Origin of the sequence: Yersinia massiliensis (assembly GCF_003048255.1) — a bacterium.
In the GTDB taxonomy this organism is placed as follows: Bacteria; Pseudomonadota; Gammaproteobacteria; order Enterobacterales; family Enterobacteriaceae; genus Yersinia; species Yersinia massiliensis_A.
Map to the genome: position 1 here is coordinate 1497409 of NZ_CP028487.1, position 26555 is coordinate 1523963.

Genomic DNA, 26555 nt, shown 5'->3' on the forward strand with positions numbered 1-26555 from the left:
ATTAAATTTTATTAATATTTCGTTATATAATTAAATTTATATCGATAGGTTTTTCATTTTTATTTTTTGCATTTCATTCTGATATTGAAATATTGTATTTTTCATTTTTGTGACATTGCCGACTTATTCAAGTATTAATAATAATTAATCTATATTATCAAAAGTTATTTCTATGGTTTTTACTATTTTTGGTATTTATTTGATTTTTTTTTGATGACAGGGTTATAAAATCATGGCAATAAAAAAAACTAAAATTTTCATATTGATTTTTATTGGAATTGTATTAGGAATAATTGGTTTCAGTGGTGGAAGCTATGTATTGCATAAAACGTCTGAAACCAGTTTTTGCCTTTCTTGCCATACCATGCAAGCACCTTATGATGAGTATCAAGCTTCAATACATTTTAAAAATCAAAAAGGTATCCGGGCTGAGTGTTCAGATTGCCACATACCTAAGGCACCACTCGATTTTATTATTGCAAAAATAAAAGCCGGCAAAGATGTCTATCACCAGTTTATTACCGGAAGTATCGACACCCCTGAAAAATTCGAAGAACAACGTCTGGCTATGGCCCAAACCGTTTGGCAGCAGCTCAAAGAAAATGATTCTGCCACTTGTCGTTCCTGTCATCAGTTTGATGCGATGGATCTCGCAGCACAAAGTGCCGATGCACAAAAAATGCATAATCTGGCCATAAAAGAACAGCAGACGTGCATTGATTGCCATAAAGGCATCGCTCATTTCCCGCCTGAAATCAAAATGGATGACAAGGCGCTTGACGAGTTAATGGCTTTGGCAAAACAAACATCAGCCGAAGCGAAAGAAGTTTATCCGGTTCAGCCCGTTAAGTTGGGGGATTTTGGTACGGCTTATCCGGCGACTGCACTACAGGTGCTCAACACTGACGGCACTCAGCGAGAAATTGTGTTGAGTGGGGTTCAGATGAAAGGCGCTGAACAAGTTATTTATATAGAAAAAGGTCAGCGCCTGATTCTGGCTTCGTTAACCGAGCAAGGTGAAAAAGCGTTAAAAATTAATGGTGAATTCACTAAGGACGAGTACGACAACCAATGGCGGCCGGTCACGCTCACCGTCACCATTACGGAACCTGTTTTATCGGATCGCCAGCCATTATGGGGTTATGCAGAAAATCTGGATAACGTTTACTGTTCCGGCTGCCACGCCAAAATATCCTCCAAACATTACACCGTTAATGCCTGGCCTGCAGTAGCAAAAGGCATGGGGGCAAGAACCGATATCACTCCGCAAGATCTGGACATTTTAACCAAATATTTTCAGTACAACGCCAAGGACATCAACAGTCACTAGTCTAACGAGGATGGCATATGGATCTTTCACGTAGAGGTTTTATTAAAGGTGCGGGTGTTACAGCTGGGGCGATGGTGATCTCTTCTGCCATTCCGCTGCCAGCATGGGCCGACGCACCCGCAGGGACTATTCTGACCGCAGGGCGCTGGGGCGCGATGTATGTTGAAGTAAAAGACGGCAAAGTTGTTTCATCGAAGGGCGCGTTAGCAAAAACAATACCTAATAGCTTACAGACTACCGCACCTGATCAGATAAATACCAACGCCAAGATTAAATACCCAATGGTACGCAAAAGCTTCCTTGCTGCACCAGGTAAACCCGATGGTAAACGCGGCAGCGACGAGTTTGTCAAAATTTCCTGGGATGATGCCATGAAGCTAATTCATGAGCAGCATATGCGTATTCGTCAAGAAAATGGCCCCGCATCGGTCTTTGCTGGCTCCTATGGTTGGCGCTCCAGTGGTGTATTACATAAGGCTCAAACGTTACTTCAACGTTATATGAGCTTAGCGGGAGGATATTCAGGTCATCTGGGCGATTACTCGACCGGTGCTGCACAAGTGATTATGCCGCACGTGGTGGGTTCTGTTGAAGTTTATGAACAACAGACCACTTACCCGATGATTCTGGAACATTCAAAGGTCGTTGTTTTGTGGGGGGTTAATCCACTGAACACGCTGAAGATTGCCTGGAGCAGTACCGACGAGCAAGGCATTGAGTTCTTCAATCAGCTCAAGAGTTCAGGAAAAACCATTATTGCCATTGACCCAATGCGCTCAGAAACGATTGATTTCTTTGGTGATCAGGCGCAATGGTTGGCCCCAAATATGGGGACCGATGTGGCTATGATGTTGGGTATTGCACATACTTTAGTCACGAAGTCCTTACATGATAAGGCGTTCCTGGAGAAATACACCACTGGGTATGATCGCTTCGAGGAGTACTTGCTCGGGAAGCAAGACAATACGCCGAAGACTGCAGCCTGGGCTGAGGAGATCTGTGGCGTACCGGCGGCTCAACTTGAATTATTGGCTGAGATTTTCAGTAAAAACAGTACCATGCTCATGGGTGGATGGGGCATTCAGCGCCAGCAATACGGTGAGCAAAAACACTGGATGATGGTTACGTTGGCCGCCATGTTGGGGCAAATTGGTACTGAAGGTGGTGGTTTTGGCTTCTCATATCACTATTCTAACGGCGGTAACCCGACCCGCTCTGGTGGTGTACTTTCTGCGATATCATCCTCCGTCGCCGGAACATCTTCAGCAGGGAATGACTGGGCAGCGTCAGATGCAGTGAACAGTTTCCCACTGGCTCGTATTGTTGAAGCGCTGGAAAAACCGAATACTAAATATCAGCATAATGGCCATGAACTGACTTACCCTGATATTAAAATGATCTGGTGGGCTGGTGGTGCTAACTTTACGCATCATCAAGATACCAACCGTTTGATTAAAGCCTGGCAAAAACCAGAGCTGATTGTGGTCTCCGAATGTTACTGGACTGCCGCAGCTAAGCATGCCGATATTGTTTTACCGATTACCACGTCGTTTGAACGTAATGATCTGACCATGACCGGTGATTACAGTAACCAGCATTTGGTTCCGATGAAGCAGGTCATCGCTCCTCAGTTTGAAGCCCGCAATGACTTTGATGTATTTGCCGATATGTCTGAGTTGCTCAAGCCCGGTGGCCGTAAAGTTTATACTGAAGGTAAAGAAGAGATGGACTGGCTGCGAGAGTTTTATGACGCAGCACAGAAGGGCGCTCGTGCGCAGCGTGTTGCCATGCCGCAGTTTAATCAGTTCTGGCAGGACAATAAGCTGATTGAAATGCGTAAAAATGAAAAGAACGCAAAATATGTTCGCTATGCTGAGTTTAGGGCAGACCCAGTCATGAACCCATTAGGTACGCCAAGTGGAAAAATAGAAATCTTCTCGAAAACCATCGAAGGTTATGGCTATAAAGATTGCCCACCGCATCCGACATGGCTCGCACCTGATGAGTGGAAAGGGTCAGCCAAAGAAGGCCAGCTCCAGTTATTAACTGCCCATCCGGCACACCGTCTTCACAGCCAACTTAACTATGCCAAGCTACGTGAGCTTTATGCTGTTGATAATCGAGAACCTATTACTATTCATCCTGAGGATGCTAAAGCTCGCGGCATTGCCAATGGTGATTTAGTCAGAGCCTTTAACGATCGTGGGCAGGTGTTAGTTGGTGCGGTAGTTTCTGACGGCATTAAGCCCGGCGTCGTTTGTATCCATGAAGGTGCATGGCCGGACCTTGATCCTGCAACCGGCATTTGTAAGAACGGCGGGGCAAACGTCCTGACGCTGGATATCCCAACGTCTCAGTTAGCCAATGGTTGTTCCGGTAACACTGCGCTGGTTTCTATTGAGAAATATACCGGCCCGGCACTGACGCTAACGGCATTTGATCCTCCGCAGGGGGCCAGTGTTTAAAACCGAATCACTGCGATCGCTATTGATTACCGATCGCAGTATTGCTGAACTGCACCCCAAATGTTGGATGCCCAACAACTAAGGTGCAGTTTTTTTATGGCTAAATTCTGACATAGTTTCAAATTAGTGAGGTTTTGACCTACTTGGTCAGTGTTTGATTTTTAAGTGATTTGAATCTGAATGAGACACGATGAGAAGCGGTTATGGTGTCCCCGACTGGAATCGAACCAGTAACTAGCCCTTAGGAGGGGCTTGTTATATCCGTTTAACTACGGGGACGTCATCATCAACCGGGTGCTGGCGATGTGTGGTGCCGGAGCATTATACGCATTTTGACCCAGATAATAAGCAGTTAGACGTCCGTTTGGTTACTCTGTCGCCAATTTAGAGTGAATAAGTGTTATCGACAATCACAAAGTTACCGTCATCAGCCATGCACGTCGTGCCGTTATTGGCGAGATGATGATGATTTTTTGTCTACTTTGTCGCCTATTTTAGGTCGATGGGTCATATCACTGCGAATCTGAGCATGGCTTATCAGGGCAAAAATAAAGGTACCGCCGATAATGTTGCCCGCCAGTGTGGGGAGGGCGAAGGGGTAAATAAATTGCTGCCAAGGGATCGAACCGTTAAACACCAGATAGAAGATTTCCACGGAGCCGACCACAATATGAGTCAAATCGCATAACGCGACTAAATAGGTCATCAGGAAAATCACCCAAATCTTAGCGCCGCCCGCCGAAGGCATCATCCAAACCATAGTGGCAATAATCCAGCCGGAGAATATTCCTTTAGCAAACATCTCCCCCGCAGTACTTTCCATCACGCCTTGTGCAATGCTGACAAAAGCCGCGCGAGTGGCATCATCGAACACTGGCATATGAATAAAGGAATAGGCGGCCAGCCCAGTACCAATCAAGTTACCCAATAATACCAATCCCCAAAGGCGAAATAGCAGCATGAAATTTTGGCGGCTAGGTTTTTGCATAATGGGCAGAACAGGTGTGACGGTATTCTCAGTGAACAGCTGTTGACGAGCCATGATCACAATAATAAATCCGAAGGTATAACCGATGTTTTCCAGTAAAAAACTGGCGGGCGTATCAGGCAATTTTGCGTGAAAAATTCCTTTGCCAAGCAACGATGCCCCGATAGAAAGGCCCGCGGCAATGGCAGACCACAGTAAAGCGAAACTGTCGCGTTCTAACTCTTTTTCACCATCCTCCCGAATAAGTTCATGGATTGCCGCTGCCTTGGAGGGCAAATTCTTCTCATTAACTTCGATGTCTTTTTCCTGCTGATGCTCATTGCTTTCCACTTTTAGCTCATTCTCATCCAGAGAGTCTTTTTCATCGCTCATAAGAGGTTTCCTGAAAGGTAGAGAAAGTCATGGTTATGGGGAGGGTAAATAAGGAAAAGCAACAGTGATAAGCATAGTCGCTAATGATGGCTCAAGACGTTTTACCGGTAAGAATGAGAGGATTCTGCGTTGAAATTTTTGTGGTTTTGATAAAAAAAAGTAACCAAATTTTAACGCTGTTGGTTTTTTCTACAGAAATTTGATCTTATCCCGAATAATACCTCTATAAGGGTAGGGATAGCGTTAGACCCAAGCTACGTAAGGATTAAGCCTTATGTTATCATTCGGTTTTCTTGAACGAACAATCCTACGGTGGAAGAAAATTCGTCATGCTGGAAGCAAAGAATCTGACCTGCATTCGAGATGAACGTCGCTTATTCCACAAGTTAAGTTTTTATGTGGCTGCGGGTGAAATCGTGCAGGTTGAGGGGCAAAATGGGGCAGGTAAAACCAGTTTGCTGCGTATCTTAGCCGGGCTGGCGGACGCGGATGAAGGGCAAGTGAACTGGCTGGGGGAGGATATCCGCCGTGATCGCGCCCGATATCACCAAGATTTACTGTTTCTAGGCCACCAACCGGGCATTAAAGCGGTGCTGACACCTTTTGAAAACTTGGCATTTTATCAGTCGGTGTTTCAAAAGGTGGATAGTGCCGCCATCTGGCAAGCATTGGCTCAGGTGGGGTTGGTGGGATACGAAGATTTGCCTGTCTCACAGCTATCGGCAGGGCAGCAACGGCGGGTCGCGCTGGCGCGTTTATGGCTGAGTCAATCGCCGTTATGGATTTTGGATGAACCCCTGACCGCCATTGATAAGCAAGGGGTGAGTACATTGTTAGCCCTGTTTGTCGCACATGCCGCTAAAGGTGGCATGGTACTGCTGACCACGCATCAAGATTTGGATACCGTCGGCCAACAGGTGCGTAAAATCCGTCTCACCAGCACGCAGGAGAATTAATGTTTATCAGCGTGTTGCGCCGTGAACTAAAAATAGCCTTCCGGAAAGGTGGGGAAATCGTTAACCCACTCTGGTTTTTTCTGATTGTTATCACCTTGTTTCCGTTGGGTATTGGCCCTGAACCACAATTATTAGCGCGTATGGCCCCTGGTATTGTTTGGGTCGCCGCTTTGTTAGCCTCGCTATTATCGCTGGAACGGTTATTCCGTGATGATTTCCTTGATGGGTCGCTTGAGCAACTGTTGCTATTGCCGACACCACTAGCACTCACGGTATTAGGCAAAGTGTGTGCTCACTGGGTTGTCACTGGGTTGCCGTTACTTATTTTATCGCCGCTGGTGGCGTTGCTGCTTTCCCTCGATAGCAATACCGCGATTGCGATGGCGCTAACGTTATTGTTAGGGACGCCGACCTTAAGTTTTATTGGTGCCATTGGCGTCGCGCTGACTGTGGGTTTGCGTAAAGGCGGGGTCTTGCTGAGTTTATTAGTGTTGCCGTTGTATATCCCCGTGTTGATATTTGCCACGGCAGCGATTGATGCGGCATCTATGTCTCTGCCGATTGATGGTTATCTGGCGATTCTTGGGGCGATGTTGGCAGGCAGTGCAACACTTGCACCTTTTGCTACCGCTGCCGCATTGAGAGTGAGTGTGCACTAGTGGCTTATCCTTGGCGGCTAACAGGCTGTCCATCAGAAGAATAGGTGCAGTAAAAAAAAGCAATAAAATAAGTACCGATTTTCAGACGCTTAAACGCGGTAGCCAACGCGAATCAGAGCAGATTGTGCGCCGTACCCTGCATGGGGTTGCCAACATGGTGATACCCATCCAATTTCAATGTGAGCAATGAAAAATGTGGAAATGGTTTCATCAATTGGCAAAACCCGAACGGCTATATCAGTTGTGTGGCCGATTTATTCCGTGGCTGGGCATTGGCGCTGCCATCTGCTTGATCGTCGGTTGGGTGTGGGGATTTGGTTTCGCCCCTTCGGATTACCAGCAAGGTGACAGCTTCCGTATCATCTATATACATGTTCCGGCGGCAATCTGGTCGATGGGCATCTATATGTCGATGGCTATCGCGGCGTTTGTTGGTTTGGTCTGGCAAATGAAAATGTCCGAGAACGTGCTCGCCGCCATGGCACCCGTTGGCGCGGTATTTACGTTTATTGCTTTAGCGACCGGTTCCACCTGGGGTAAACCGATGTGGGGAACTTGGTGGGTCTGGGATGCGCGATTGACCTCTGAGTTGGTGCTGTTGTTCCTCTATCTTGGGGTGATCGCCCTGTATAACGCCTTTGAAGATCGCAAATTGGCCGGACGTGCCGCCGGTATTTTGGTCTTAGTGGGCGTGGTGAATATTCCTATCATTCATTATTCCGTCGTTTGGTGGAACACCTTGCATCAAGGTTCGACCAACATGCAGCAAAGTATTGACCCAAGCATGCGTTCACCACTGCGCTGGGCGATATTCGGTTATCTATTGTGCTTTGTTACCCTCACTTTAATGCGCTTGCGCAATCTGATTTTGCAGCAAGAGCGCCATCGCCCTTGGGTCAGTGCCTTATTGCGTAAGGAGCCTCGTGTATGAATCCGGCTTTTGATTCTTGGACGGCATTTTTTGCCATGGGCGGTTACGCCTTTTATGTCTGGCTGGCCGTCGCGGTCACCTTAATCTCGATGCTGGGCCTCTACCTACATACCCTGTGGCAGCACAAACAATTAATCGCAGATATCCAGCGCCGCCAAGCCAGAGAACAGCGTATTCGTGAGCATGCCGCTCATTCGCAGGAGGGACACCAGTGAACCCACGTAGAAAAAGCCGGCTCTATCTGGCGTTAGCGGTGCTCATCGGTCTTGGTTTGACCACCACACTGGTGCTCTATGCATTACGCGCCAATATTGATTTGTTTTATACACCGGGCGAGATCATTGAGGGCAAAGGCGAACGTCATGAGATGCCCGAAATTGGCCAACGCTTACGCATCGGCGGCATGGTTATGCCGGGCTCCGTCAAGCGGGATGATAAAACGCTGGAAATGAGTTTTAAGGTTTACGATGCGCGGGGTGTCGTCACCGTCACTTATACCGGCATTCTGCCTGATCTGTTCCGCGAAGGGCAGGGTGTGGTCGCACAAGGCGTATTCGCCGAAGGCAATACCATTAACGCCAAAGAAGTGCTGGCAAAGCATGATGAAAAATACACCCCACCAGAAGTGAAAGAAGCGATGAAAGAAAACCATACGCGCCCCGCAGAGGTTTACAACAATGCCAACAGTGGGGGCAATGCCTCATGATGCCTGAAATTGGCAGTTTTCTATTATGTCTGGCCCTCGCCATTTCGCTGCTACTGAGCCTTTATCCTCAGTGGGGAGCAGCACGTCAAGATGCTCGCATGATGGCAACCGGCAGGCCACTGACTTATGGCATGTTCGCGACGATCGCACTTTCATTTATATGCCTTATTTATGCCTTTGTGGTGAATGATTTCACTGTCTCTTATGTGGCGGCCAACTCGAATTCGCACCTGCCGGTCTATTACCGGATCGCGGCGAGCTGGGGCGCGCATGAAGGGTCGCTGCTGTTGTGGGTGTTGCTACTCAGTTGTTGGTCGTTAGCCGTGGCGTTGTTTAGCCGTTCAATGCCCGAAGATGCAGTGGCAAGAGTGCTTTCAGTATTGGGGATGATCACGGCAGGCTTCCTGCTGTTTATTATCCTGACCTCGAATCCATTTACTCGCACCTTGCCGGACTTCCCCATTGATGGCAACGATCTGAACCCTCTGTTGCAGGATATCGGGCTGATATTCCACCCGCCGTTGCTGTATATGGGTTACGTCGGTTTCTCCGTGGCTTTTGCGTTCGCTATTGCTTCATTAATGGCCGGTCGGCTCGACAGTGCTTGGGCGCGCTGGTCGCGGCCTTGGACTCAGGCCGCATGGGTGTTCCTGACTTTGGGGATCGTGCTGGGTTCTGCGTGGGCTTATTATGAACTTGGCTGGGGCGGTTGGTGGTTCTGGGATCCAGTCGAAAATGCCTCCTTTATGCCTTGGTTAGCCGGTACCGCGCTGATTCACTCGCTGGCTGTCACGGAAAAACGCGGTACTTTCAAAGCTTGGACGGTACTGCTGGCTATCAGCGCATTTTCGCTGTGTCTGATGGGGACATTCTTGGTGCGTTCCGGTGTATTGGTGTCGGTGCATTCATTTGCCTCTGATCCGGCACGCGGCATGTTTATTCTCGCCTACTTGGTGATCGTCATTGGCGGCTCTTTGCTGCTGTACGCGGTGAAAGGTGCACAAGTGCGCAGCCGGACTCAGCATGAAGTGTTCTCGCGTGAGACATTCTTGCTCGGCAATAACGTGTTGTTGATTGCTGCCACACTGGTGGTGCTACTTGGAACATTACTGCCGTTGGTGCACAAACAGCTCGGGTTGGGCAGCATCTCTATCGGTGAGCCTTTCTTTAACACCATGTTTACTTGGCTGATGGCACCCATGGCACTGTTGATGGGGATTGGGCCGCTGATCCGTTGGCGTCGTGATGAACCGAGTAAGCTGTGGCGACGTCTGGGTGTAGCCTTGGTCGTCACCTTGCTATTGTCCATTTCGTTGCCATGGTTGCTGCAAGACACTATCGCCGGAATGACCGTGGTCGGGCTAATGATGGCGATTTGGGTGATTATCCTGACATTAATGGAGTTGCATGAGCGCGCGACGCATCGCCACGGTTTTTGGCGAGGTCTACGCCATCTCTCTCGCAGTCATTGGGGTATGGTGCTGGGCCACTTGGGTGTCGCGGTGACGGTGATTGGGATTGCATTCAGCCAGAATTACAGCGTCGAGCGTGATGTGCGCATGAAAGCCGGTGATAGCATTGATATTCACGATTATCACTTTGTTTTCCGAGATGTTCATGATGTTAAAGGGCCAAACTATACCGGTGGTGTTGGGATCATCGATGTGACCCGTCATGGCAAACCGGAAGCGACCTTACATGCAGAAAAACGCTATTACAGTGTGGCCCGTTCGATGATGACGGAAGCGGCCATTGATGGTGGCTTGACTCGGGATCTATACGCCGCATTGGGTGAAGAGCTGGATGACGGTTCGTGGGCGGTGCGTCTGTATTACAAACCTTTTGTGCGTTGGATCTGGTACGGCGGGGTGTTTATGGCTATCGGCGGCATCTTCTGCATGTTCGATCCGCGCTATCGGATGAGTAAAAAATTAAAACCTGGGGCTGAACAATGAAATCTGGAACTTCATTTAATAAGCTGATGTTTATTCCGTTGATACTATTTTTGCTGCTGGTGGTGGCCTTTTTAGTGCAATTGACCCGCAATGCGAATGGCGACGATCCCACGATGTTGGAGTCTGCGCTGATTGGTAAACCGGTTCCCATGTTCAAGTTAGAGTCGCTCGATCAACCGGGGAAAACCTTTGATCAAGCGGTGCTGCATGATGGCAAACCGATGCTACTGAATGTTTGGGCGACGTGGTGCCCGACTTGCAGAGCTGAGCATGAATATCTGAACAAGTTGGCCGCGCAAGGTATTCGCGTGGTAGGACTGAACTATAAAGACGATCGCGCGAAAGCAGTGCAGTGGCTCAATTCATTAGGTAATCCTTATGCGCTGAGTTTGTACGACGGCGATGGCATGCTAGGGCTGGATTTGGGGGTTTATGGTGCGCCGGAAACGTTCTTGATCGACGGCCAAGGTATTATTCGTTATCGCCATGCGGGTGATCTCAATGACCGCGTCTGGTTGCAAGAAATTCTACCGCTTTATAAAAAGTATCAGGGGGGCGCATGAAATTACTGAGCCTGATGTTTGGCCTGTTGCTGAGTGGGAGTGTCTTTGCGGCCATCGATACCTACACCTTCAAATCTGAAGCGCAAGAGCAGCAGTATCGCGAGCTGACCGAGCAGCTACGTTGCCCTAAATGCCAGAACAACAGCATTGCTGATTCCAATGCCATCATTGCCGCGGATATGCGTGGAAAGGTGTACGAACTCCAGCAGCAGGGGAACTCCAAACAGCAAATCATTGATTATATGGTGGCCCGTTACGGTAACTTCGTGACTTATGAACCGCCAGTGACAGCGGCGACAATCATCTTATGGGTTGGGCCCGCGCTGTTTGTGCTCATTGGCGCAACAGTGGTTGTCTTACGCGCTCGTCGGCGAGTAGAGAAAGACGTACCGCTTTCTGAGCAGGAACGGCAGCGATTACAAAAATTGTTGGCTGAACATTCGACCCAATCAGAACCGACTGACAGGAAACAACCATAATGGCTTTTTGGCTGATAGTGATTATTTTACTGGCGGTCGCGGGGGCCTTATTGGTCATTCCGGCCATGCGACAGAATAACCCTTCCGGGGTGACGACCCGGGATGCGCTCAACAAGGCTATTTATCAAGACCGATTATCTGAACTGGCTGAAGATGAAGCGCAAGGTGTCGTTGAGCAGCGGCCTGAATTGATTCAAGAGCTGCAACAAAACCTACTGACGGATATTCCCCAGCAAGCAGAAGAAACCAGAAGCCCAATCAACCGCTGGGCGTTATTGCCTGGCGTCATCATTATGGTGCTGCTTTCTGTGGGCTTATACCTAAAAACGGGTGGTTTAACGCAGGTGCAAGCGTGGCATCAGGTCGAAGCGCAAATGCCTGAATTACGCGCCAGAGTGGCCAATGAACGGGCTGAACCCCTCACCATGGAAGAGATCGCGCGTTTAGGGCTGGGGTTGCGGACGTCTTTGCAGCATGATCAAGGTAACGTCGACGATTGGATGATGCTGGGTAGAGTCGGGATGGCGCTCAATAACGCCACGACCGCGACTCAAGCCTTTGCCAAGGCCTACCAGCTCGCGCCGACGAATGATGATGTCAGATTCGGTTATGCAGAAGTGCTGACACGTTCCAACGATCCACAAGATAATCAGTTAGCCACTCAGATGCTGCGGAGCATGGTGGGGCAGGATCACAACAACCTGCGAGCCATGAGCTTATTAGCTTTTAATGCTTTTGAGCAAGGCGATTTTAAACAAGCCATTGGCGCATGGGAAGTTATGCTAAAATTGCTGCCGGCTGGCGATTCACGCGTAGAAGTGATAAAACGCAGTATTGCACAAGCCAGATCACAGGCTGGGCAGGAAACAGCTACACTGGGAATAGAGGTTTCACTATCATCTGAAGCAACCCGACAGTTACCCCAACAGGGAACACTGATTTTATCGGTAACCGATGGCACAAATCCGGTGCCGGTTGCCGTAAAGCAATTGCCGTTGAGTCGATTCCCGCTATCTATCGCGCTGGATGACAGCAATGCAATGATGCCTGAGCGCTTGCTTTCATCGTTGCAGCAGGTAAAAGTGCGTGCGCGTATTTCGCGAGATGGCACGGTCAATCCGCAGTCGGGTGACTGGTATGGCGAAAGCGATGTGCAGGATTTCAGTGGAAAAGGGCAGCCTCAGACGATAAATGTTGAGATAAATAAGCAGACCCCTTAAGTGTAAGGGGCTAGCAAGAATTTCATGGAGAAACATATGAACTACCGCCTGATTGGGCTGGCTTTTGCAACCGTACTATTAGTCGGGTGTGCCAGTAGCTCGCCGGATCACAGTGAGCAAGGCCGCTCGGATCCGCTAGAAGGTTTTAACCGGGCAATGTTCAATTTCAACTATGAAGTTCTTGATCCTTACGTCGTGCGCCCAGTTGCCGTTGTCTGGCGTGATTATGTGCCGCAACCGGCGCGTAATGGCATGAGTAACTTCTTGGGGAACCTTGAAGAGCCGGCGAGCATGGTCAACAGCTTCTTAGTGGGTGACCCCTATAACGCCATGAAGCACTTTAACCGCTTCTTCCTGAATACTATTTTGGGTATGGGTGGCTTGATTGATGTGGCTGGAATGGCGAACCCTAAACTGGCGAAGGAAGTTCCGCATCGGTTTGGTAGTACGCTGGGCCACTATAATGTCGGTTATGGGCCATATGTGGTATTACCAGGGTACGGCAGTTTCACGATCCGTGAGGATGGCGGAGACGCAGTTGATTTCGTCTATCCGGTGTTAAGCTATCTGACCTTCTGGATGTCAGCGGGTAAATGGATGGTTGAAGGGATAGAGACGCGTGCGCAACTGCTAGATTCAGATGGCTTGCTGCGTAACTCTTCAGACCCATATTTGATGGTGCGTGAAGCGTACTTCCAACGCTATGATTTCTTAGCCAATGGTGGCCAGTTGAAACCGGAAGTCAACTCAAATGCTCAGGCCATTGAGGGTGACTTGGAAAGCATCGACTCAGCAAACTGATCGATTCAGTCAGTCAACAGTGACGAGAGCAGAATTTAAAAAAGCGCCGAAAGGCGCTTTTTTGTATCTACGATGTATCTACGATGTATCTACGATGTATCTACGTGGCATCGTTGTGTATACTCATCGTAGAGACACAAAGTGCAGGAGGTTTTCATGCGTGCCCAAGCTACATTGCTAAAATGGGGTAATAGCGTTGCATTACGTTTATCCGGTAATCTAAAAACCATCCCAAATTTTGAAGTCGGTGATACCGTCGATATTGATATTAGCGAGCAGGGATTAGTCATTCAAAAAGTGGTCAAAAAACCGCTTACCGAAGAGAGTTTACTGGCCGGTCTGACCGCTTACACAGCTCATGCGGATGAACGGAGCGATCCCACGGAAAGGGAGTTTGATTATTAATGTATATACCAAAGCGTGGTGATATTTGTTGGTTGGATTTTGAGCCAACGAAAGGAAAAGAAATTGGTAAATATCGTCCCGCGTTAATTCTTTCGCATGAAACGTATAACCGGCTTACGGGGCTGGTGATGTGTTGCCCAGTCAGTAGTAGCGTGCGTGGTTCACCGACAGAAGTCTCGGTCACCAACTTGGATACGCCCTGCGTAGTGGCAACGACATTAATCCAAACTTTTGGCTGGCGTCAGCGCAAAGCCAAATTTGTCATTGAGTCCGAAGCTGGCTTATATGATGAGGTATTAGCGAGGCTTATTCCTCTAATTGGTGGCGAGCATTTGATTGCTTAACTAACTGTTTATAAAAAACAATATATAAAAAAGCGCCGAAAGGCGCTTTTTTGTGGGCATCGAGATGCCAATATCAACTGATTAGAAAGCGTAGTTAAAGTTAACGCCGTACAGCAGTGCAGTACCTTTTGAGTCGAATTGGTACGGAACATTACCCAATGCTGCCGGTGTTCTCTCAGTGATATGCACGTTCTGACCGTGCATATAAGAGATACCGACGTCAACAGATGCATCTTTGTTGAAGGCGTAAGTGGTACCGGCACTTATCCAGAAACGGTCTTGGTCTGGAATAGAGATAGTACGGTTATTGGCTGGAACTGGGCTATCATCAAACGCGATACCAGTACGGAAGGTCCAATTATCATCGTAGTAATAGGTGGTACCTAACGCGATACGGTAAGCATCTTTGAACCCTTCATCCTTCTCAAACAGTACCTGACCGTTGGTTCCGGTTGCTTTCAACTCTTTGAATTGGCTCCAACTGGTGTAGGCCAAGCTATAGTGAATTGCCCATTGCGGCGCGACTCTGTTGTAGCCGGACACTTCCCAAACTTCTGGCAGGTTCAGGGTTAACGCACCAGGGATGATGGCACCGCCAGTGCCTCTAGGTGGTGGTAACTGGCTGCTGAAATCGCCATCAAAATCAATTTTAACTTTTGAACGGTAAGTGAAGCTGTAACGGTTTTCTTTATCCACTTCATACAGGATACCGGCGTTCCAGCCATAGCCCCACTCTTTACCTTCCATACGGGTGACTTCTGTTTTTGCTGGAATGGTTGGGCCACCCAGTTCACCAATATGACGCACGATCTTCGCATCGGCATAAACTGCGTTAAAGCCCAGACCGAAACTGAAGTTTTCATTTAGACGATAAGCTGCCGCCAAGTTCAGGTTAGCGGTTTTAAGGTCGGTCTGCCCACCCAATGAACCGGCAATATAATCATCGTTGAATTCAGTTGCCAATCCGTAGTTTGAGGTACCGGAGGCACCAATTGCCCATTGTTCGTTCAGCGGCATAATAAAGTGAATGTTTGGAATCCACTCTGATGGCGCAATGTTATTGGCATCGGTGCTACGACCACTGACAGGTGACGTACCACTGATATTGACGTCAGGATCGACATAGACCAAACCGCCAGAGAATGAAGGACGATCAAACATAGTCATTGCGGCGGGGTTGCGGCTACCAACAGATGCGTTGTCGGCAACAGCGCCTTCACCAGAGAAAGAGCGGCCCAATGCAGCGGCTGAATATTCATTCAGTTGGAAACCTGCCGCAGATACGTTTGAAGAGATAATTGCTACTGCAGCTGCCAGAGCTGATCGAGTAAACAGGTTTTTCTGGTTCATGACCAAAACCTCATTGTTTTAATTAATGTTACATACCGTAACAAGAGAATGCGGGATTGTAGGGTCCGTTATCTGTCAGACAAAGCAGACCAGTGGCTGAAGTATAGGTCCGACCTGTATGAGTGTTGCAAGTGTGTTTTAAGATTTGTTCAAAATTGATCGCAAAAAATAGACGTAGTTAACAAAAAACTTACATTTCCGTATCAATTTATGCGCTATTGATGAGCAAACTAACAAAACGACTGTGATATCCATCACTTAATAAGCCTATAAACAGTAAGTTCTAGTGCCTTCGTGTTTGGGGGAGTAAAATAACAACAGAGAAAAATTTTTCTACGACAAATCGACTTTTTTTTGTATTTATTACTATTTGCGTTCGCTGCTAGGCAATTTTCACCTATTTTGAAATGTCCGTTGAGGAGAATTGAAGATGTCAGATACAACCGATCGTCCAATCAAAAACCGTTGTAGTGCTGAAGAAACGGCAGCGTGTTGCTGCGTAGATGTAGGCACTGTCATGGACAATACTGACTGTACTGCATCCTACAGCTGTGTGTTTGACAACCGCGCTGACGCAGAAGCTATGCTGAAATCGCTGACCGAGAAAGCCCGCGCCGTTGAGTCAGAGCCTTGCCTGATTGAACATAAACTGGAAGACGTTGAGGGTGGTGTACGCTTAACGATAGATTTCACTTTCTCCTGCCAAGCAGAAACCATGATTTTCCAGTTGGGCTTGCGTTAATATTCACGCTGATATCTAAATTGGCTATCATCTAACGCGGAGCTTTAGGCTTCGCGTTTTTTTATCTTTCTTTAATGAATTTATTGCGTTAAATGCATTGTTTTCGCTGAGACAATTCTACTTTCGTTTCTTCTCCCCGTTCCCGTAGCTATTACACCAAGCAGTTTTTACATCAAAAAGTTGCTCCTGCTCTCACTTTCCTGCTCTGTAGGTTTACCGAATGTAAATATTTGGTTAACAATCATCAGATCAGGTCAGACCTGTTCTTTATTACTTTGCTATATTAACAACTGCCACTTTTATTTATCGGGAGCGTTTATGAGTAAGCCATTACCGCTAGTGACGCGTCAGGGCGATCGTATTGCCATCGTCAGCGGCCTGCGGACCCCTTTTGCCAAGCAGGCAACTGTTTACCATGGCGTGCCCGCCGTCGATTTGGGCAAAATGGTGGTCAGCGAATTACTGGCTCGCAGTGGCGTCGCTCCTGAATTCATCGATCAATTGGTCTTCGGCCAAGTCGTGCAAATGCCGGAAGCGCCTAATATCGCTCGCGAAATTGTCTTAGGTACGGGCATGAGTGTGCATACCGATGCCTACAGTGTCTCACGTGCCTGCGCCACCAGTTTTCAGGCGGTAGCCAATGTCGCGGAAAGTATCATTGCGGGTTCAGTGACAGTGGGCGTGGCAGGAGGGGCAGATTCTTCTTCCGTGTTGCCTATTGGTGTCAGCAAAGCGCTAGCGCGCACCTTGGTTGACGTCAACAAAGCGCGCACTTTATCTCAGCGCCTCAAATTGTTCAGCCGATTAAAATTACGTGACCTCCTACCCGTAGCCCCCGCAGTGGCAGAATATTCCACGGGTTTACGCATGGGAGATACGGCTGAGCAGATGGCAAAAACCTATGGTATTAGCCGCGAAGATCAGGATGCATTAGCGTTGCGCTCGCATCAAATGGCGGCACAAGCTTGGCAGCAGGGGCTGTTGCAGGATGAAGTCATGACGGCCTATATCCCGCCTTATCGTGATGCGATTGCCGAAGATAACAATATCCGCAAAGATTCCACATTGGCGCAATACGCCAAACTGCGCCCGGCCTTTGATCGCAAGCACGGCAGTGTCACGGCAGCCAATAGTACGCCACTGACTGACGGTGCAGCGGCAGTGATGATGATGAGCGAATCAAAAGCGAAAGCGCTCGGTTTACAGCCATTAGGTTACCTACGCAGTTTTGCTTTTTCCGCGATTGATGTTTGGCAAGACATGCTGTTAGGCCCCTCTTATGCAACGCCACTGGCACTTGATCGTGCTGGCATCACGCTAGCAGATTTAACCTTGATTGATATGCATGAAGCCTTTGCGGCACAAACACTGGCGAACTTGAAAATGTTTGCCAGCGAGACTTTTGCGCGTGAAAAATTGGGGCGTAACCAAGCTATTGGTGAAGTTGATATGAGCAAGTTCAACGTGTTGGGTGGCTCAATTGCTTATGGTCACCCCTTTGCGGCCACTGGCGCACGTATGATTACCCAAACATTGAATGAATTGCGTCGCCGTGGCGGCGGGTTAGGGTTAACCACTGCCTGTGCTGCCGGTGGATTAGGTGCCGCGATGATTTTGGAGGTGGAGTAATGAATCAAGTAAACGGACTTAATACCCGTGATGAGCCGAAGGTCGTAGAGACCGCAGCAATGACTCCTTCTGTATTTAGCCTCACTCTTCGGCCTGACAATATCGGGGTGATCACCATCGATGTTGTTGGCGATAAAGTGAATACCTTAAAGGCTGAATTTGCAGCACAAATCGCCGAAATACTGCAACAAGCGCAGGCTTTGCCGCAATTACAGGGGCTGGTGGTGATTTCAGGTAAACCAGATTCGTTTATTGCGGGGGCTGATATCACCATGATTGCAGCTTGCCGTAGCGCACAAGATGCGCGGAAATTAGCCCAAAAAGGGCAATCAATCTTAGCTCAAATCGCGGCATTCCCTGTGCCAGTGGTCGCGGCTATCCACGGAGCTTGTCTCGGCGGTGGCTTAGAGTTGGCGCTGGCGTGCCACAGTCGTATCTGTTCATTGGACGATAAAACAGTACTGGGGCTGCCTGAAGTACAACTGGGCTTGCTGCCCGGTTCTGGCGGAACACAACGCTTACCGCGCCTAGTGGGCGTTAGTAAGGCGTTGGATATGATTCTAACAGGCAGGCAGGTTCGTGCTCGTCAGGCGCTTAAAATGGGGCTGGTGGACGATGCGGTACCACGAGATATTTTGCTGGAAGTGGCTATCGAACGAGCCAAAGCCGGTTGGCTTGATAAGCCCGTATTGCCTTGGCAAGAGCGTTTGCTCAGTGGGCCATTAGGTAAAGCACTTCTCTTTAGCATTGTGCGCAAGAAAACGCTGGCGAAGACCAAAGGCCATTATCCAGCAGCTGAACGTATTATTGACGTGGTGCGTAAGGGGCTGGATCACGGCAGTGCCAGTGGTTATGAGGCTGAAGCGACTGCATTTGGTGAATTAGCCATGACCCCGCAATCTGCGGCATTGCGCAGCTTGTTTTTTGCCACTACATCACTGAAAAAAGAAACCGGCGGGGATGCACAGCCTCGTGTTATTCACCGTGTTGGGGTGCTTGGTGGCGGGCTGATGGGTGGCGGCATTGCGAATGTCACGGCAACCCGCGCGGGGTTACCTGTTCGCATCAAAGATATTAATCCACAAGGGATCAATCAGGCGCTCAAATATACGTGGGACGCTCTAGGTAAACGCGTGCGCAGCAAACGAATGCGCCCCGCTGAGCGGCAACGACAGATGATGCTAATTTCTGGTAGCACGGATTACCGTGGTTTTGACACCATTGATATCGTGGTTGAGGCAGTATTTGAAGATTTATCTCTGAAGCAACAAATGGTTGCAGATATTGAGCGTTTTGGCGCGGCGCATACCATTTTTGCCTCCAATACATCGTCATTGCCCATCGGCCAAATTGCAGCTCAGGCGCAGCGACCAGAGCAAGTTATCGGCCTACATTACTTTAGTCCCGTCGATAAAATGCCGTTGGTTGAAGTGATCCCCCATGCAAAAACCAGCGAAGAAACCATTGCGACGACAGTGGCTTTAGCCCGTAAACAGGGGAAAACAGCCATTGTGGTGGCTGATCGCGCCGGTTTCTATGTCAATCGCATTTTGGCCCCTTATATCAATGAGGCCTCCCGCTGCTTGCTAGACGGGGAACCTATCGATTCTATCGACAGTGCATTGGTTGATTTTGGTTTCCCTGTGGGGCCAATCACATTACTGGATGAAGTCGGTATTGATGTGGGAACTAAAATTATGCCGATTCTGGTTGAACAATTAGGGCCACGTTTTGCTGCGCCGTCGTCGTTTGATGTCATTTTGCAAGATGGCCGCAAAGGGCGCAAAAACGGCCGTGGTTTTTATTTATACCCTACCCAAAAAAGCAGCGGATTTAAGTGGAAACGAAGCACAGCAAAACAAGTGGATCCTAGCGTTTATGTGTTACTTGGCGTCACCCCTAAGCCCCATCTTGGCGCGGCTGTGATAGCGCAGCGATGCACAATGATGATGCTGAACGAGGCCGCTCGCTGCTTAGATGAGTCCATCATTCGTCATGCACGGGATGGTGACATTGGCGCGGTATTTGGTATTGGCTTCCCGCCGTTCCTTGGTGGGCCATTCCGATATATGGATAGTTTGGGTGCCGATACCGTCGTGAAAACGCTCAAATTGCTGGCGCAACAGTACGGTGATCGTTTTGAGCCTTGCCCGTTGCTGGTCACCATGGCTGAACATCACCAGCGTTTTTACCCAGAGGAAAATAGCGATAATACGGTGTCTGTAAACCCTGTTGTTTAGAGTGTGAGCAGGATCACTGCCTGCAATTCTTGCGGTTAAGGTGGCTGTACACAGGGGGCAACCCGCGCTACCTTAAGCCGGAATCACGTGAAGTGACTATTCGTGCCAAAATGAATTAATCGCTACTTATTGGCAGGTAGTAGAGTTTAGATTAAGCTATTGATATGGTTATTATGTAACCAATCAGGGTTGGCTGCCGGGGTAACCGGTGTGAAAACAGCCATTTTATTTACTTTAAGTTTCAGGCAAAATGCCCGGCCGCCATAGAGAGACGGCGCGTTATCGTTATGAAGTTTCTTTATCTTCGGGTAAAGGTTTCGGCGGTACAGCACGCAAAGCGTTTCTGTATAGCGTTATTTGGTTAACAAAAACGGTGCAATATGCAAGTTTTCATTATGCGTCACGGTGACGCGGTACTTGACGCAGCAAGTGATGCGTTAAGGCCTCTAACTCTGTGTGGTCAGGATGAATCACGTCAGATAGCAAGTTGGCTTAACGAGCAATCGGTCGATGTCGATCAGATTCTGGTGAGTCCTTACTTGCGTGCTGAACAGACTTTGGAAGTTGTGCGTGGTGTCATGACGCTACCGGCAGAGCAGGAAGTGATGCCCGAATTAACGCCGGGTGGGGATGCCGCTTTTATCTGTTGCTATCTGCAAGCACTTGCCAAAGAAGACCATGCGGCAGTATTGGTTATCTCGCATTTACCGCTGGTGGGCTATTTGGTGGCTGAACTTTGCCCAGGGCAATGTCCGCCTATGTTCGCCACTTCAGCCGTCGCTTGCGTCACGCTAAACAGCGAAACGGGTAAAGGGACTTTTGACTGGCAAGTCAGCCCAACACAACTAATGGCGAAAGCCTGCCACGGCTAATATAGCGACTGTGTTAGGGGCATTTCGAGATATTGCATTCGAATGGTTGTTCTTGAGATAAATAAAAGGCGCGATATGAAAATATTGCGCCTTTTGTCATTTTACAGCGTAGTCATCAAAAATCGAAAGGCTTGAGGGGGAGAGGCGACTCTGAAGAGGGTTGAAGCTGCGTCACTGATGACATCCTTGCTAAATGAAACTAAACCGTTTTCGCCAAACGAGGCCATAGCGTTAGTCAACATTTGTATTTCTGTCGGGCTGGCGCATGCTGCTTTTAAAGTGTCGGCCGCAATTTTTTCAACGATTGGTACAACTTTATTATCCAAAACTGGAGGCGTTTCTTTTGCTAACCAGACCGGTTGCTCATTTTTACGCAGTGCAGTTCGAATGGTTTCCATCGGTAGGGTTTGGCCGTCAACCGAAATGTCTTTGAATCGGCTTGAGAGAGCGAAGCGGTCATTCAAACTCTCAGTAATAATGACACTATCATCGGATTGACTACCAAGCACACTGATTGTGAACTTAGGAAACAATGGACTGAAATGCGGAGATTTTTCAAAATGCAGCATATCAGGGGTAATCCCACTGCCAAATTCGAGGGTGTTGTCGCTTGAACCTGCCATGAGATAAATTTCTCTGCAGCCACCTCCTTGATTAACTTTGTAGATATTATTATTGCCGATAGTCTCATCAGGTTTTGTGATTTCTCTGTTTGGGCGATGATGCACATGTGGGTGTTTGGATGAAGTAGGGTTCTTCTCTAAGTGCATTTGAGGCTTGTAAAGCCTGAATGGCATCAGGTCCGAAACTCTTTGTCCACTCTTTGCTGTTGCTGACGATGCATTTACCTGACTGAACGTGTTCATATTTGACCTCTGTTTGTGGATGAAAAACAAACCAAGGTTATCGCTTGGTGCCTAAACGCCAGCACGCGAGTCAGGTGATGTAAGTCGATGGGGAGGCAAGTCGAGCACCTTTTTTTGGTACTCCCATATTCAATATCCGCGTGGTTAAATTACTCAGCTAACTCAATCAAAACCAATAATGCAGCGGTTCCTCCCCATTCCTTAGGGGCTTGATGGAATGCCAGCACATCAGGGTGCTGAGCTAACCACAGTGGTGTTTGCTGCTTCAAAACATGTTTGCCATGACCATGCATGACACAAGCGCAATGGACATGCTCACGTTTGCAGGCCGCAATCAATGCGCCCAATTCTTGCTTCGCCTGTTTTTGCGTCAATCCATGCAAATCTAAAAACATATCGGGTGAATAATCACCGCGCCGTAATTTCTTAACTTCAAAATGATCAACACCTGGCCGCACATAACGTGTCGGGCCATCCATATCCAACTGTGGCTGGAATTCATCAGAGAAATAATAGCTGGCATCAACTTGCTCTTGAATTAATCGCTCAGGCGCAATTTTTTGACCCAATTTAGGTGGCGAACGGTGGAGGATCGTGTCTTGCTCGAGCTTTTTTGCGCCCGCAATCGACTCTTTAAAGAGTTGTAACTCATCCGCTGTCAGGTGATATTTTTTTTTCATTATCGGTTCATTAGCCTGTTTCAATTGCTCTCAGTTTACCTGTTGATGGTCATCCGCCTAAATAAAAATTGGGTTAAGACTGGGACTTTAATGTGTCTATCATTATTGGGTTATCATTCAACTGATGTATTGCTGCTGATTTGTCGCGGGCTTCATGGCAAACTAGGGGTATAGAGAATGATTTTATGCACCCGTTGGAGATAACCTTGGACAAGATTTTCGTCGATGAAGCAGTCAGTGAGCTGCACACCATTCAAGATATGCTGCGTTGGGCAGTCAGCCGGTTTAATGCAGCCAATATTTTTTATGGTCACGGAACGGATAATCCGTGGGACGAAGCGGTGCAACTGGTTTTCCCCAGCCTGTTTTTACCGATTGATATTCCAGAGGATATGCGCAATGCGCGTCTGACCTCCAGCGAGCGTCATCGCATTGTTGAGCGAGTTATCCGCCGAGTTAACGAACGTATTCCAGTGGCCTACTTGACCAATAAGGCTTGGTTCTGTGGCATGGAATTTTATGTGGATGAACGTGTACTGGTACCGCGCTCGCCGATTGGTGAATTGATCAATAACCGCTTTGACGGGCTGATTCGTCATCAACCCAATCATATTTTAGATATGTGTACCGGCAGCGGCTGTATTGCCATTGCCTGCGCATATGCTTTCCCTGAAGCCGAAGTGGACGCTGTTGATATCTCCAACGATGTTTTGGCGGTGACTGAGCACAATATCGAGCAGCACGGAATGATTCATCAAGTTACCCCGATCCGTTCCGATCTGTTCCGCGATTTGCCACCGATCAAATACGATTTGATTGTCACTAACCCACCGTATGTCGATGCCGAAGATATGGCTGACTTGCCGCAAGAGTTCCGCTTTGAGCCTGAATTAGGTTTGGCGGCGGGCAGCGATGGCCTGAAATTGACGCGCCGAATTCTGGCCTGCGCGCCAGACTTTTTACAAGATGACGGCGTGTTGATTTGCGAGGTAGGCAACAGCATGGTCCATTTGATGGATCAATATCCTGATGTCCCGTTCACTTGGCTTGAGTTTGACAATGGCGGCGACGGCGTCTTCATGCTGACTAAACAGCAATTGATTGATTGCAAGCCACATTTTAGTATGTATCGCGATTAAGTCATCGATACTTAAACGAAACTATCGCTATTGAACAATCTGTCAGGTCGATGAAGATCGAGCTGGTGGATGGATAGCGAGCTATTTATTTGTCACTACAGGGTAAGGAGCCGTGATGGCTGGGAACAGTATTGGGCAGTTTTTCCGCGTCACCACTTTTGGTGAGTCTCACGGTATCGCCTTGGGGTGCATTATCGATGGGGTTCCGCCGGGTATTCCCATCACCGAGGCTGACATTCAGTTGGATCTCGATAGGCGTCGCCCAGGCACATCACGCTATACCACTCAACGCCGCGAAGCAGATGAAGTGCGTATTTTATCTGGCGTGTTTGAGGGGGTAACCACTGGGACAAGTATCGGGTTGATGATCGAAAATACCGATCAACGTTCGCAGGATTACAGCGCGATCAAAGATGTGTTCCGCCCTGGTCATGCTGACTATACCTACGAACAAAAATACGGTACGCGCGATTATCGTGGTGGTGGCCGTTCATCGGCCCGTGAAACCGCGATGCGTGTCGCAGCTGGCGCTATCGCCAAAAAATATTTGGCGCAGAAATTCGGTGTGCAGGTGCGAGGTTATCTGGCCCAAATGGGCGATATTAACTGCGATTTAATTGACTGGGATCTGGTTGAGCAAAATCCGTTCTTCTGCCCAGATGCGAGCAAATTAGAACCTTTGGACGCCTTGATGCGTGAGCTGAAAAAGGCTGGCGATTCCATTGGTGCCAAAATTACGGTCGTTGCAGAACATGTTCCTGTTGGATTAGGCGAACCCGTATTTGACCGGTTGGATGCAGACTTAGCCCATGCGCTGATGAGTATCAATGCGGTGAAAGGGGTGGAAATTGGCGATGGTTTTGCCGTGGTCACGAAGCGTGGCAGCGAAAACCGCGATGAAATCACTCCCGAAGGTTTTCAGAGCAACCACGCTGGCGGTATTTTGGGGGGCATTAGTAGCGGTCAACCTGTCGTAGCGCATATCGCGCTGAAGCCAACCTCCAGTATTATGGTGCCAGGGCAAACCATCAATCGGCAAGGTGAAGCGGTTGAAATGGTCACCCGTGGCCGCCATGACCCTTGCGTCGGTATCCGTGCGGTGCCGATTGCAGAAGCGATGATGGCTATCGTGTTAATGGATCACTTACTGCGTCAACGTGCACAGTGTGGTGATGTGGTTTCAGACGTTCCGCGCTGGTAGGCACAATGAAAAAATGGATTGCGGGTCTTTTGGCATTGACCCTTGCGGCCCCCGTCCTTGCTGCAACACCGTGGCAGCAAATTGCAAACCCAGTGGCCGGATCGCCGCAAGCGATCGGCGGTTTCGCTAACGGTTGCGTGATTGGGGCCATGCCTTTGCCGCTTGAGTCAGCACAATATCAGGTGATGCGACCAGATCAACGCCGCTATTTTGGTCACCCTGATTTGCTGAACTTTATTCACCGTCTGAGCGAGAAAGCAGAGAAAAATCAGCTGGGTACAGTTCTGATTGGTGATATGGCGATGCCAGCGGGTGGGCGTTTTAGCAGTGGTCATGCTAGCCATCAATCAGGTCTGGATGTGGATATCTGGTTACAGTTGCCCAAACAACGCTGGAGCCAGCAGCAATTACTTAAGCCACAACCCATTGATTTGGTTGCCGTTGACGGTAAACGTGTGGTGCCTGCATTATGGCAACCGCAGATTGAAAGTCTGATTAAGTTAGCGGCTAAAGATAGTGAAGTGACGCGTATCTTCGTCAATCCAGCCATCAAAAAACAACTTTGTCTGGATGCTGGTACGGATCGCGATTGGCTGCATAAAGTGCGCCCATGGTTTGCTCACCGCGCTCACATGCATGTGCGTTTACGCTGCCCAACTGATAGCTTGGAATGCTTGGATCAAGATACACCGCCACCGGGTGATGGTTGTGGTGCGGAACTGGAGAGCTGGTTCCAGCCTCATCAGCCAAGTGCTAAGCCGGGTAAAACCTTACCACCACCATTACCGCCTTCCTGTCAGGCGCTATTGGATAACCATTTCGCTGCGGAATAAATCATGGATTGGTTTACCCTTGGTCCTGCGCTTCTGGGGATACTGTTTGTCGTTGCACTGTTGGCCGGATTTATTGACTCTATCGCGGGCGGTGGTGGTTTGCTCACTGTCCCCGCACTGCTCGCTGTCGGATTACCGCCAGCGCAAGTATTAGCGACCAATAAGCTGCAATCTGTTGGCGGGTCGCTCTCCGCCAGCCTCTATTTTATTCGCCGTGGTGCGGTGAATCTTAAAGATCAAAAGCTAACCATTGCGCTAACCGTCGTCGGTTCGATGCTGGGTGCCATTTTGGTCCAATATATGCGGGCCGATATTTTGCGGCAGATCTTGCCGTTACTGGTGATCGGGATTGGTGTGTACTTTTTGGTGACGCCAAAATTAGGTGAAATCGACCAACAGCGCCGCTTGTCGCCTGTGCCTTTCGCCTTCATTGCGGGTGGTGGCGTCGGTTTTTATGATGGCTTTTTTGGTCCCGGTGCAGGTTCTTTCTATGCACTCGCTTTTGTTACCCTGTGCGGTTTTAATCTGGCTAAATCGACCGCCCATGCCAAAGTCCTTAATTTCACCTCTAATTTGGGCAGCCTGATTTTCTTTATCGTTGGCGGCAAAGTGGTGTGGAGCATCGGGCTAGTGATGCTGGTTGGCCAAGTGTTAGGCGCGCGGTTAGGGGCGCATATGGTATTAACCAAGGGGCAGAAATTAATTCGTCCCATGATTGTCGTGGTGTCATTCGTCATGAGCTGCAAATTGCTGTACGACAGCCACGGTGCCGAGATTTCTTCCTGGCTGGGATTACACGTTTTCGCATAACTTTAGGTGTCAGAAGGCG

General features: G+C 48.7%; 26 protein-coding genes and 1 tRNA gene. 22 read left to right on the plus strand and 5 right to left on the minus strand.

Features of this window, described 5'->3' with window-relative positions; translation table 11 throughout:
* Positions 1-232: 232 nt before the first annotated feature.
* On the plus strand, positions 233-1330 hold the full coding sequence (locus DA391_RS06860; RefSeq protein ID WP_050286190.1) for a NapC/NirT family cytochrome c: 1098 nt from the start codon (positions 233-235) through the stop codon (positions 1328-1330).
* Between the two features lie 17 nt (positions 1331-1347).
* On the plus strand, positions 1348-3795 hold the full coding sequence (locus DA391_RS06865; protein ID WP_050080051.1) for a trimethylamine-N-oxide reductase 2: 2448 nt from the start codon (positions 1348-1350) through the stop codon (positions 3793-3795).
* A 204-nt stretch (positions 3796-3999) separates the two neighbouring features.
* Here DA391_RS06865 and DA391_RS06870 read toward each other — a convergent pair.
* Both DA391_RS06870 and DA391_RS06875 read right to left on the minus strand, forming a co-directional pair.
* Positions 4000-4074, minus strand: a tRNA-Arg gene (locus tag DA391_RS06870).
* A gap of 169 nt (positions 4075-4243) precedes the next feature.
* Complete coding sequence (locus DA391_RS06875; protein WP_050286184.1) at positions 4244-5155, minus strand: formate/nitrite transporter family protein; 912 nt, start codon at positions 5153-5155, stop codon at positions 4244-4246.
* Between the two features lie 329 nt (positions 5156-5484).
* On the opposite strand from DA391_RS06875, the gene ccmA reads away from it, so the two are divergent.
* From ccmA to DA391_RS06935, 12 genes are all read left to right on the plus strand, one after another.
* Positions 5485-6111, plus strand: coding sequence for a cytochrome c biogenesis heme-transporting ATPase CcmA (ccmA, locus tag DA391_RS06880; protein WP_050286183.1), 627 nt, complete (start codon positions 5485-5487; stop codon positions 6109-6111).
* Entirely contained in the window at positions 6111-6770 is a 660-nt protein-coding gene (gene ccmB / locus DA391_RS06885; protein ID WP_019210790.1) for a heme exporter protein CcmB, read from the plus strand. The genes ccmA and ccmB overlap by 1 nt, the downstream gene beginning before the upstream one ends.
* 193 nt (positions 6771-6963) lie before the next feature.
* Positions 6964-7701, plus strand: a complete 738-nt coding sequence (locus DA391_RS06890) for a heme ABC transporter permease (protein ID WP_050080048.1) — start codon at positions 6964-6966, stop codon at positions 7699-7701.
* Entirely contained in the window at positions 7698-7916 is a 219-nt protein-coding gene (gene ccmD, locus DA391_RS06895; protein WP_050080047.1) for a heme exporter protein CcmD, read from the plus strand. The genes DA391_RS06890 and ccmD overlap by 4 nt, the downstream gene beginning before the upstream one ends.
* A complete protein-coding gene (ccmE, locus tag DA391_RS06900) occupies positions 7913-8407 on the plus strand; it encodes a cytochrome c maturation protein CcmE (protein WP_019210787.1) in 495 nt (164 codons plus the stop codon). The genes ccmD and ccmE overlap by 4 nt, the downstream gene beginning before the upstream one ends.
* Positions 8404-10362 (plus strand): heme lyase CcmF/NrfE family subunit, encoded by a 1959-nt coding sequence (locus DA391_RS06905; RefSeq protein ID WP_050080046.1) that lies wholly within the window; start codon positions 8404-8406, stop codon positions 10360-10362. Before ccmE ends, DA391_RS06905 begins: the two co-directional genes overlap by 4 nt.
* On the plus strand, positions 10359-10925 hold the full coding sequence (locus DA391_RS06910) for a DsbE family thiol:disulfide interchange protein (RefSeq protein ID WP_049606756.1): 567 nt from the start codon (positions 10359-10361) through the stop codon (positions 10923-10925). Before DA391_RS06905 ends, DA391_RS06910 begins: the two co-directional genes overlap by 4 nt.
* A complete protein-coding gene (locus DA391_RS06915; RefSeq protein ID WP_050080045.1) occupies positions 10922-11404 on the plus strand; it encodes a cytochrome c-type biogenesis protein in 483 nt (160 codons plus the stop codon). The genes DA391_RS06910 and DA391_RS06915 overlap by 4 nt, the downstream gene beginning before the upstream one ends.
* Positions 11404-12624 carry a c-type cytochrome biogenesis protein CcmI gene (gene ccmI, locus DA391_RS06920; RefSeq protein ID WP_050080044.1) on the plus strand — a complete coding sequence of 407 codons (1221 nt, stop codon included), beginning with the start codon at positions 11404-11406 and terminating at the stop codon, positions 12622-12624. Before DA391_RS06915 ends, ccmI begins: the two co-directional genes overlap by 1 nt.
* 36 nt (positions 12625-12660) lie before the next feature.
* A complete protein-coding gene (mlaA, locus tag DA391_RS06925; RefSeq protein WP_072084578.1) occupies positions 12661-13425 on the plus strand; it encodes a phospholipid-binding lipoprotein MlaA in 765 nt (254 codons plus the stop codon).
* 156 nt (positions 13426-13581) lie between these two features.
* Entirely contained in the window at positions 13582-13830 is a 249-nt protein-coding gene (locus DA391_RS06930) for an AbrB/MazE/SpoVT family DNA-binding domain-containing protein (protein ID WP_019210781.1), read from the plus strand.
* A complete protein-coding gene (locus DA391_RS06935; protein WP_108087484.1) occupies positions 13830-14174 on the plus strand; it encodes a type II toxin-antitoxin system PemK/MazF family toxin in 345 nt (114 codons plus the stop codon). The genes DA391_RS06930 and DA391_RS06935 overlap by 1 nt, the downstream gene beginning before the upstream one ends.
* Positions 14175-14255: 81 nt before the next feature.
* Here the strand turns inward: DA391_RS06935 and fadL are convergent, their stop codons facing one another.
* A complete protein-coding gene (gene fadL, locus DA391_RS06940) occupies positions 14256-15524 on the minus strand; it encodes a long-chain fatty acid transporter FadL (protein WP_057644295.1) in 1269 nt (422 codons plus the stop codon).
* A 430-nt stretch (positions 15525-15954) separates the two neighbouring features.
* On the opposite strand from fadL, the gene DA391_RS06945 reads away from it, so the two are divergent.
* The 4 genes from DA391_RS06945 (at position 15955) to sixA (ending at position 21007) form a co-directional block, all read left to right on the plus strand.
* Positions 15955-16266 carry a YfcZ/YiiS family protein gene (locus tag DA391_RS06945; RefSeq protein ID WP_019210778.1) on the plus strand — a complete coding sequence of 104 codons (312 nt, stop codon included), beginning with the start codon at positions 15955-15957 and terminating at the stop codon, positions 16264-16266.
* Between the two features lie 318 nt (positions 16267-16584).
* On the plus strand, positions 16585-17895 hold the full coding sequence (gene fadI, locus DA391_RS06950; protein WP_050080040.1) for an acetyl-CoA C-acyltransferase FadI: 1311 nt from the start codon (positions 16585-16587) through the stop codon (positions 17893-17895).
* A 59-nt stretch (positions 17896-17954) separates the two neighbouring features.
* On the plus strand, positions 17955-20135 hold the full coding sequence (fadJ, locus tag DA391_RS06955; protein WP_072189273.1) for a fatty acid oxidation complex subunit alpha FadJ: 2181 nt from the start codon (positions 17955-17957) through the stop codon (positions 20133-20135).
* Between the two features lie 380 nt (positions 20136-20515).
* Positions 20516-21007, plus strand: coding sequence for a phosphohistidine phosphatase SixA (sixA, locus tag DA391_RS06965; protein ID WP_050080038.1), 492 nt, complete (start codon positions 20516-20518; stop codon positions 21005-21007).
* A gap of 101 nt (positions 21008-21108) precedes the next feature.
* Here sixA and DA391_RS06970 read toward each other — a convergent pair whose 3' ends face one another.
* Both DA391_RS06970 and smrB read right to left on the minus strand, forming a co-directional pair.
* Positions 21109-21873, minus strand: coding sequence for a hypothetical protein (locus tag DA391_RS06970; protein ID WP_145566288.1), 765 nt, complete (start codon positions 21871-21873; stop codon positions 21109-21111).
* A 149-nt stretch (positions 21874-22022) separates the two neighbouring features.
* The gene (gene smrB / locus DA391_RS06975) at positions 22023-22553 is read right to left on the minus strand and encodes an endonuclease SmrB (protein WP_050080036.1); all 531 of its coding nucleotides are present in this window, start codon (positions 22551-22553) and stop codon (positions 22023-22025) included.
* Between the two features lie 206 nt (positions 22554-22759).
* On the opposite strand from smrB, the gene prmB reads away from it, so the two are divergent.
* The 4 genes from prmB (at position 22760) to DA391_RS07000 (ending at position 26536) form a co-directional block, all read left to right on the plus strand.
* Positions 22760-23692 carry a 50S ribosomal protein L3 N(5)-glutamine methyltransferase gene (gene prmB / locus DA391_RS06985; protein WP_050080135.1) on the plus strand — a complete coding sequence of 311 codons (933 nt, stop codon included), beginning with the start codon at positions 22760-22762 and terminating at the stop codon, positions 23690-23692.
* 115 nt (positions 23693-23807) lie between these two features.
* A complete protein-coding gene (gene aroC / locus DA391_RS06990; protein ID WP_050080035.1) occupies positions 23808-24893 on the plus strand; it encodes a chorismate synthase in 1086 nt (361 codons plus the stop codon).
* A gap of 5 nt (positions 24894-24898) precedes the next feature.
* The gene (gene mepA / locus DA391_RS06995) at positions 24899-25726 is read left to right on the plus strand and encodes a penicillin-insensitive murein endopeptidase (protein WP_108087487.1); all 828 of its coding nucleotides are present in this window, start codon (positions 24899-24901) and stop codon (positions 25724-25726) included.
* Positions 25727-25729: 3 nt separating this feature from the next.
* Positions 25730-26536, plus strand: coding sequence for a sulfite exporter TauE/SafE family protein (locus DA391_RS07000; protein WP_019210715.1), 807 nt, complete (start codon positions 25730-25732; stop codon positions 26534-26536).
* Positions 26537-26555: the final 19 nt, after the last annotated feature.

Bases quoted from the DNA above. Each gene is read 5' to 3' on its own strand.
- aroC (WP_050080035.1), top strand. From the start codon at position 23,808: ATGGCTGGGAACAGTATTGGGCAGTTTTTCCGCGTCACCACTTTTGGT.
- smrB (WP_050080036.1), bottom strand. From the start codon at position 22,553: ATGAAAAAAAAATATCACCTGACAGCGGATGAGTTACAACTCTTTAAA.
- ccmI (WP_050080044.1), top strand. From the start codon at position 11,404: ATGGCTTTTTGGCTGATAGTGATTATTTTACTGGCGGTCGCGGGGGCC.
- ccmD (WP_050080047.1), top strand. From the start codon at position 7,698: ATGAATCCGGCTTTTGATTCTTGGACGGCATTTTTTGCCATGGGCGGT.
- DA391_RS06875 (WP_050286184.1), bottom strand. From the start codon at position 5,155: ATGAGCGATGAAAAAGACTCTCTGGATGAGAATGAGCTAAAAGTGGAA.
- fadL (WP_057644295.1), bottom strand. From the start codon at position 15,524: ATGAACCAGAAAAACCTGTTTACTCGATCAGCTCTGGCAGCTGCAGTA.
- DA391_RS06865 (WP_050080051.1), top strand. From the start codon at position 1,348: ATGGATCTTTCACGTAGAGGTTTTATTAAAGGTGCGGGTGTTACAGCT.
- DA391_RS06910 (WP_049606756.1), top strand. From the start codon at position 10,359: ATGAAATCTGGAACTTCATTTAATAAGCTGATGTTTATTCCGTTGATA.
- sixA (WP_050080038.1), top strand. From the start codon at position 20,516: ATGCAAGTTTTCATTATGCGTCACGGTGACGCGGTACTTGACGCAGCA.
- ccmA (WP_050286183.1), top strand. From the start codon at position 5,485: ATGCTGGAAGCAAAGAATCTGACCTGCATTCGAGATGAACGTCGCTTA.
- DA391_RS06890 (WP_050080048.1), top strand. From the start codon at position 6,964: ATGTGGAAATGGTTTCATCAATTGGCAAAACCCGAACGGCTATATCAG.
- ccmB (WP_019210790.1), top strand. From the start codon at position 6,111: ATGTTTATCAGCGTGTTGCGCCGTGAACTAAAAATAGCCTTCCGGAAA.
- DA391_RS06860 (WP_050286190.1), top strand. From the start codon at position 233: ATGGCAATAAAAAAAACTAAAATTTTCATATTGATTTTTATTGGAATT.
- DA391_RS06970 (WP_145566288.1), bottom strand. From the start codon at position 21,873: ATGAACACGTTCAGTCAGGTAAATGCATCGTCAGCAACAGCAAAGAGT.
- mlaA (WP_072084578.1), top strand. From the start codon at position 12,661: ATGAACTACCGCCTGATTGGGCTGGCTTTTGCAACCGTACTATTAGTC.
- DA391_RS06945 (WP_019210778.1), top strand. From the start codon at position 15,955: ATGTCAGATACAACCGATCGTCCAATCAAAAACCGTTGTAGTGCTGAA.
- DA391_RS06905 (WP_050080046.1), top strand. From the start codon at position 8,404: ATGATGCCTGAAATTGGCAGTTTTCTATTATGTCTGGCCCTCGCCATT.
- fadJ (WP_072189273.1), top strand. From the start codon at position 17,955: ATGACTCCTTCTGTATTTAGCCTCACTCTTCGGCCTGACAATATCGGG.
- mepA (WP_108087487.1), top strand. From the start codon at position 24,899: ATGAAAAAATGGATTGCGGGTCTTTTGGCATTGACCCTTGCGGCCCCC.
- DA391_RS06935 (WP_108087484.1), top strand. From the start codon at position 13,830: ATGTATATACCAAAGCGTGGTGATATTTGTTGGTTGGATTTTGAGCCA.
- DA391_RS07000 (WP_019210715.1), top strand. From the start codon at position 25,730: ATGGATTGGTTTACCCTTGGTCCTGCGCTTCTGGGGATACTGTTTGTC.
- fadI (WP_050080040.1), top strand. From the start codon at position 16,585: ATGAGTAAGCCATTACCGCTAGTGACGCGTCAGGGCGATCGTATTGCC.
- DA391_RS06930 (WP_019210781.1), top strand. From the start codon at position 13,582: ATGCGTGCCCAAGCTACATTGCTAAAATGGGGTAATAGCGTTGCATTA.
- DA391_RS06915 (WP_050080045.1), top strand. From the start codon at position 10,922: ATGAAATTACTGAGCCTGATGTTTGGCCTGTTGCTGAGTGGGAGTGTC.